The sequence below is a fragment of the Nitratidesulfovibrio oxamicus genome (assembly GCF_015731765.1).
Taxonomy (GTDB): Bacteria; Desulfobacterota; Desulfovibrionia; order Desulfovibrionales; family Desulfovibrionaceae; genus Cupidesulfovibrio; species Cupidesulfovibrio oxamicus.
In genome coordinates, this window is record NZ_VRYY01000155.1 from 1 (window position 1) to 5,424 (window position 5,424).

Consider the following 5,424-nt stretch of genomic DNA (forward strand, 5'->3'; position numbering starts at 1 on the left):
ATGCCCCGGCGGGTCGGAAGGGAACGCCGCAGCGTTTGGCAAGGCGCACATGGTAGCCCGCCGCGCCGCGATACCCCCCCAGCGGGCGGGTGTGCAGCACCAGCACCTCTGCCCCGGCGTCGTGCAGGTGGCGGGCCAGGGCGGCAGCATCGCCGCCGTTGTTGCCGCCGCCCATGAACAGCAGCACCCGCAGGCCCGTGAAGGTGAAGGGAAGAGGGGTGGGGCGCTGCGGCAATGGTGTGCCGGGGGTGCCGGGCGCGCCGTTGTTCGCGCTGGTGCTCGCAACGGACGTGGACAGCTCTTCGCGCAGCACGTGCAGCGCCTCGCGGCTGGCGTTCTCCATCAGGATTTCCTCGCGCAGGCCAAAGTCGGTGCTGGCGGCGCGGTCCCACGCGGCCATTTCCTCGGGGGCGGGCAAGGCAATGTATGGCAGATGCCAGCGGGCGGCGTTGTCGGTCGGGGTCATGGAAGGCTCCTGTGCAGCATGGATGGATGCCGTCAACCCCTTGGGGGAGTGAGGAAGATGGGGGCGTTAGCCCTTCCGTGAAATCCTTTCGACGCCTTTCCTGCCCCGCGCGTTCAGCGTTCCAGCACCACCACGGCGGCGGCGGTATCGCGGCCATGGGTAAGCGAAACGTGGGCGGCGGTGGCGCCCAGCGCGGCGCCACGTTCGGCGGCCTTGCCGTGCAGCACCAGTTGGGGCTGCCCGGTGGGCAAGGGGCGCACCTCAATGTCGCGCGGGCCGATGCCCTGTGAAAAGCCCGTGCCCAGCGCCTTGACGGCGGCCTCCTTGGCGGCGAAGCGCGCGGCCAGAAAGGCCACTGGCATGGCGGGCAGGCAGGCCAGTTCAGCGGGGTGCAGCACGCGCGCGGCAAATCGGTGACCGTGGCGTTCCCAGGCCCTGGCGATGCGTGAAAGCTCCGCGATGTCGATGCCGAGGCCCACGATCATGCGCTGTCTCCGGTATGTGCGGGCTGGTGCATCATACTATATGGTCGTTCGTTGCGTTCGTGGTGTGGCCCGGAAGGGGCGGGGCATGCCCGGTGCTGTTTCCGAAGCAGGACTTGCAGTCGCCGAAGGCATCCACTGCCCGGAAACAGCGGCTACGCCGGAAAGCGGGCAATGATGGCCGCCATGTCGGCCACGGCGCGCTCGAACCCGGTGAACACCGCGCGGGCAACTATGGAATGGCCGATGGAAAATTCGCTGATGCCGGGCACGTCCGCGAACTCGTAAATGTTGTCGTAGTTCAGCCCGTGGCCAAGGTTCACGCCAAGCCCCAGTGAACGGGCAAGGCCGATGGCCCGCACGATCTTGTCGCGCTCGGTCCGTTGGGCGGCGCGGGTGGGTGCGTCGGCGAAGTGGCCGGTGTGCAGTTCGATGTACGGGCAGCCGACGGCGGCTGCGGCCCGCACCTGCGCCTCGTCCGCCTCTATGAACAGGCTGGACAGGATGCCCCGGGCGTGAATGGGGGCCAGGTAGTCCTTGAGGAACGCCTCGCGCCCGGCCACGGCAAGTCCGCCCTCGGTGGTCAGTTCCTCGCGCTTTTCGGGCACCAGGCAGACCATGTACGGCTGGCGGGCAAGGGCAATGGCCTGCATTTCTTCGGTGGCGGCCATTTCCAGGTGCAGGCGGGTCTTCAGGGTGCGGGCCATCAATTCCACATCGTGATCCTGAATATGGCGACGGTCTTCGCGCAGATGCACGATGATGCCACGCGCGCCCGCCAGTTCCGCCAGGTGGGCGGCGGTGAGCGGGTCCGGTTCCTTGCCCTTGCGCTGCTGGCGCAGGGTGGCGACGTGGTCCACGTTGACGACGAGAACGGGCATGATGGCTCCTTGGGTGAACATACCGAATGTGCGGAATTTTCACACTCCGGCGGGCGCAAAGTCAAGGGCATCGCGTGCGCCGTGCGGCCCGTTCCGCCATTGCCGGTCCATGACGTTGCGTTGACGAACGGCGGGACCACGATGTAGGGCAGGGTGCGTATATCAGATGACCGCTCAATCATCGGCGGCAGCCACTGCCGCCCATACATCCGCATATTCCGCACGAAACATAACGAGGATCGCATGAACGTCTGCATCGTCGGTACCGGCTACGTCGGTCTGGTCAGTGCCGCCTGCTTCGCCGAAATGGGCAACAACGTCTGCTGCGTGGACGTGAACCCCGACGTGGTGAAAACCCTTACCGCCGGCAAGGTGCACATCTACGAACCCGGCCTTGAGGAACTGGTGCGCCGCAACCACGCGGAAGGTCGTCTGGTCTTCACCACCAGCCTGGAACAGGGGCTTGGGCGCGCGCAGTTCGTGTTCATCACCGTGGGCACCCCCTCGGGCGATGACGGATCGTGCGATCTGTCCTACGTGGACCAGGTGGCCCGCGAGATAGGCCGCCTGATGCACCGCCCGCTCATCGTGGTGGACAAGTCCACCGTGCCGGTGGGCACCGCCGACCGGGTGCGCGGGCTGATCCGCGAGGAACTGGCCGCGCGCGGCGCGGATATCGCCTTCGACGTGGTGTCCAACCCGGAATTCCTCAAGGAAGGCGACGCGGTGAGCGACTTCATGAAGCCCGACCGCGTGGTGGTGGGCACGGAAGACGAACGCTCCGCCGAATACCTGCGGCAACTGTACGCGCCCTTTGCCCGCAGCCGCGACAAGCTCATCGTCATGGGTACCCGCAGCGCGGAAATGACCAAGTACGCCGCCAACTGCATGCTGGCCACCAAGATTTCGTTCATCAACGAAATTGCCGGAATCTGCGAAAAGGTGGGGGCCGACGTGCGCGAGGTGCGCATCGGCATCGGTTCGGACCAGCGCATCGGGTACCATTTCATCTACCCCGGCGTGGGCTACGGCGGCTCGTGCTTTCCCAAGGACGTCAAGGCGCTGATCCATACCGCACGCGAGGCCGGGGCCGAGCCCCAGCTACTGGACGCCGTGGAAGGCGTCAACGCCCGCCAGAAGGTGTCCATGGCCCGACGCGTGCGCGACTACTTTGCGCCGCAGGGCGGGGTTGCGGGCAAGACGCTGGCCCTGTGGGGCCTGGCCTTCAAGGCCAATACCGACGACATGCGCGAGGCTGCGGCCCTGTCCATCATCAAGGACCTGACCGCCAACGGCATGCGTGTGCGGGCCTTCGATCCGGTGGCGTCCGGGAACGCGGCAAAGCTCATCGGCGACAACCCGCTGGTGGAGATCGTGCACAACCAGTACGAAGCCTGCCGGGGCGCCCAGGCGCTGCTGGTGGTCACCGAGTGGAACCAGTTCCGCAACCCCGACTTCGAGCGGGTGAAGGAACTGCTGACCGCGCCGGTGCTGTTTGACGGTCGCAACCTGTATTCGCCCTCGTTCATGGGCGAACAGGGCTTTGCCTACTTCTGCGTGGGCCGGGCCGCCAACCTGTAGCCGGGCAGCATTGAATATGTCAGGCCCCCGTCGGAACATCCGGCGGGGGCCTTTGCATTGGGCGGGCGTGTGCCACCGGCGCGGGTGCGGTTGCCGGCCGTGGCCGGTTGGCGCTGTGAGGGCGGGGGGCATGCCCGGTTGACCTGATTCTGCACGGTTGGGCAACGCGAGCCAGATCGGGGCTGTCTGTCTTCCCGCAGCCTGCCCGTTCGCCGCTCTTTTTCGCCCTCGGTTCGTCCGTGCAGGACGCACAACGCGGAAAGGGCCGCATCCCATGCTCGGGATGCGGCCCTTTCCGCGTGGCCGTCATCAGGTTCCCGCTGCGGTTCCGATGGCGGGTGCGCCTGGGCGGCGTCTGGCGTGTTGCCTAGGGGCGCCGGTCCAGGCTGCGTCTACAGGACCGCAACTGCAGTTCCTGCAGGATCAGCCGTTCGTACTCCACGGAGTGTTGCGGCTGCACGTTGAAGTCTTCTTCCAGGAATTTTTCGAGGAACTGGGTCTCCTCCCAGAAGTCGAGCAGCTCCTCGTCACCGAGAGCCTTGATTTGCAGGGCGAGGGGCAGGTCGTCGGGGAAGGGGAACATATGCGCCATCGGCAGCATTCCTCCGCATCGGTGGACGTTGTGGTGCCGGGGCGGTCGCCGGGCCGGCCGCCTGCCTCTCTCGGGTGTTTCCACTCGCTCGTGCACCCGCCCGTGCGGACCGGTGGCGTCACCATTTCCGCGTGCTCGCACCGGGCGCGACCACCTCAGGACGGGGCGCATCCGGCATGTTCCTGATGCCCGCGCGTGCGCGTATGACACACGGCCAACGCACGGGGGTGTGCGCGGCGTTGCGGGGCAGGCGGACTGGTTGGGCTGTGCAGCCACCTTTTACGCCACGGCGGCATGATTATCAAGCCCCATGGCCGCAATACGGCCCATGGAAAGGAATATGCCGCGGGAGTGTCACTTGCCTTGAAAGATGATTCCGCATAGGATTATGCGAGCGGTCGCGGCGTTCGTCGTCCGGACTGCCGCAACTGTCGCTACCCGCACCAAGGAGCTGGTCATGGATGCAACGCAGAAGAAGCAGGATGATGAACTGCTGCAACTCGTAACGTTCAGCATCGGTGACGAGGAATTCGGGGTGGACATCCTGAAGGTGCAGGAGATCATCCGCACCATGGAGATCACCAAGGTTCCCCGTGCGCCGGAGTTCGTCGAGGGCGTCATCAACCTGCGCGGCAAGGTCATTCCCATCATCGACCTGCGCCGCAGATTCGGTCTCGACTCCAAGAGCCACGACAAGCATACCCGCATCATCGTCATCGAGATCAACAACATGATCGTCGGGTTCGTGGTGGATTCCGTTTCGGAGGTGCTGCGCATTCCCGCGAGCACGGTCGAGCCGCCGCCGCCGGTGGTTGCAGGGCTGGAGTCCGAGTACATCAGCGGCGTGGGCAAGTTGCAGGATCGTCTGCTGATCCTGCTGGACCTCGACAAACTGCTGTCCAACGACGACATGAGCGTTCTGGGCCACATTTAGGTATTTACTCCGTTCTCGCACGCGCCCCGGCGGCTTCGGCCTCCGGGGCGTTGCGCATTGGAGGCGGCCCGCCGGGCCAAGCCATCGTGTCGCTGGCCGGGCAGGAACCGGGTCGTTGCGCAGCATGGCCGAACCGGATAAGGTTCCGCCCTGCGCACGGCACGTGCCGCGCGCACCACACGACAACCACGCCGTCTTCCCCCCGTGCCCGCGCCGCGCGCATTAGGGGCGAAACGGCCTTTTGCCGTTCGCCTGCGCCCCCGTCCCCCCTTGCCGATAGGGCGGACGGGCATTGCCGCGCGGGGGCACGGAGGCACCGTGAATTTCGAACAATTGACATCCCGGCTGGCTGCGTCCGGCCTTGCCGTACCCGCATCCGGTGGCAGCCATTCCGGCGGGGCGCATGCCCTGGCCGAGGCCCTGCGGATAGAGGTGGCCCGCAGCGGCATGGGCGGGGCCGCCCGCCTGGCCCTGGCCCTGATGCGCGC

6 protein-coding genes are annotated in these 5,424 nt (G+C 66.4%); 2 read left to right on the plus strand and 4 right to left on the minus strand.

Annotated features, from left to right (window positions below):
- The 3 genes from FVW20_RS06760 to FVW20_RS06770 form a co-directional block, all read right to left on the minus strand.
- Positions 1 to 466, minus strand: a 466-nt coding sequence (locus tag FVW20_RS06760) for an NAD(P)H-hydrate epimerase (RefSeq protein ID WP_231038934.1), incomplete at its 3' end; no start/stop codon positions are given.
- A gap of 113 nt (positions 467 to 579) precedes the next feature.
- Complete coding sequence (locus FVW20_RS06765; protein ID WP_196608832.1) at positions 580 to 951, minus strand: holo-[acyl-carrier-protein] synthase; 372 nt, start codon at positions 949 to 951, stop codon at positions 580 to 582.
- A gap of 152 nt (positions 952 to 1,103) precedes the next feature.
- Complete coding sequence (locus FVW20_RS06770; protein WP_196608833.1) at positions 1,104 to 1,829, minus strand: pyridoxine 5'-phosphate synthase; 726 nt, start codon at positions 1,827 to 1,829, stop codon at positions 1,104 to 1,106.
- A 243-nt stretch (positions 1,830 to 2,072) separates the two neighbouring features.
- Here FVW20_RS06770 and FVW20_RS06775 point away from each other — a divergent pair, with 243 nt between their 5' ends.
- A complete protein-coding gene (locus FVW20_RS06775) occupies positions 2,073 to 3,410 on the plus strand; it encodes a UDP-glucose dehydrogenase family protein (protein WP_196608834.1) in 1,338 nt (445 codons plus the stop codon).
- 367 nt (positions 3,411 to 3,777) lie between these two features.
- On the opposite strand, the gene FVW20_RS06780 is transcribed toward FVW20_RS06775, so the two are convergent.
- Positions 3,778 to 4,002, minus strand: a complete 225-nt coding sequence (locus tag FVW20_RS06780; protein ID WP_012611434.1) for a hypothetical protein — start codon at positions 4,000 to 4,002, stop codon at positions 3,778 to 3,780.
- Positions 4,003 to 4,459: 457 nt separating this feature from the next.
- Here FVW20_RS06780 and FVW20_RS06785 point away from each other — a divergent pair, with 457 nt between their 5' ends.
- Positions 4,460 to 4,936: a chemotaxis protein CheW gene (locus FVW20_RS06785; RefSeq protein WP_012611435.1), complete on the plus strand. Its 477-nt coding sequence runs from the start codon at positions 4,460 to 4,462 to the stop codon at positions 4,934 to 4,936.
- Positions 4,937 to 5,424 lie beyond the last annotated feature (488 nt).

What these genes read in the sequence shown, in the direction of transcription:
- FVW20_RS06780 (WP_012611434.1), bottom strand. Translation starts at nt 4,002, where the DNA reads ATGGCGCATATGTTCCCCTTCCCCGACGACCTGCCCCTCGCCCTGCAA.
- FVW20_RS06770 (WP_196608833.1), bottom strand. Translation starts at nt 1,829, where the DNA reads ATGCCCGTTCTCGTCGTCAACGTGGACCACGTCGCCACCCTGCGCCAG.
- FVW20_RS06765 (WP_196608832.1), bottom strand. Translation starts at nt 951, where the DNA reads ATGATCGTGGGCCTCGGCATCGACATCGCGGAGCTTTCACGCATCGCC.
- FVW20_RS06785 (WP_012611435.1), top strand. Translation starts at nt 4,460, where the DNA reads ATGGATGCAACGCAGAAGAAGCAGGATGATGAACTGCTGCAACTCGTA.
- FVW20_RS06775 (WP_196608834.1), top strand. Translation starts at nt 2,073, where the DNA reads ATGAACGTCTGCATCGTCGGTACCGGCTACGTCGGTCTGGTCAGTGCC.